Origin of the sequence: Veillonella sp. CNR 79/14 (genome assembly GCF_003992185.1) — a bacterium.
In the GTDB taxonomy this organism is placed as follows: Bacteria; Bacillota; Negativicutes; order Veillonellales; family Veillonellaceae; genus F0422.
The window spans coordinates 1-703 of record NZ_RQVH01000045.1; the positions used below are offsets into that span (position 1 = coordinate 1).

Sequence of the window (703 nt, forward strand, 5' to 3'; positions counted from 1 at the left end):
GGTGATACAGCAGCTAATGGTCGTGACGGTAAAGCTGGTACATCTGGCGCACAAGGCTTAACTGGTAAAGACGGCTTAAATGACAAAACGTTAACAGATAAAGTAAATGCATTGCGTAACGGCGAAGCTGGATCTGTGGTATATACTAACGAAGCTGGCGACCGTGTTGTTAAAGCAAAAGATGGTAAATATTACAAAGCTGATGAAGTAAAAGCTGATGGTACTGTAAAAACTGCTGAGGAAAACAACGGTAAAGCACCAGAAGAAGTGAAAACTCCACAAGCTCGTTTAGTAAATCCTAATGGAGAAACTACAGCGCCTACTACCTTGTCCAATATTGCAGATGGCAAAGTAGCAGCAAACTCCAAAGACGCTGTGAACGGTGGTCAATTATATACTGCTAAATCTGAAATTGGTGCTATTATTGGTGGTACAACAATTAATGAAAACGGCAAAATTACAGGACCAACTTTTAACATTACTAAAGCAGATGGTACAACAGAAGAAGCAACGACTATTAAGGATGCCATCGATAAATTAAATGCTACTAATGCTGGACAAAATACAGCGATTACTAATTTGGACACAAGAATTACTAACTTAGTAGACGGTGGTATGACATTCAACGGTGATGATGCAACAGCAGATAAAGTAACTCGTAAATTAGGAGAAACTTTAAACATCCACGGTCAAAACAATATCA

The 703-nt window shown here is 39.0% G+C and carries 1 protein-coding gene; it reads left to right on the forward strand.

Annotated features, from left to right (window positions below; genetic code table 11):
- Positions 1-703, forward strand: a 703-nt coding sequence (locus EO119_RS08045) for a hypothetical protein (protein WP_206168803.1), incomplete at both ends; no start/stop codon positions are given.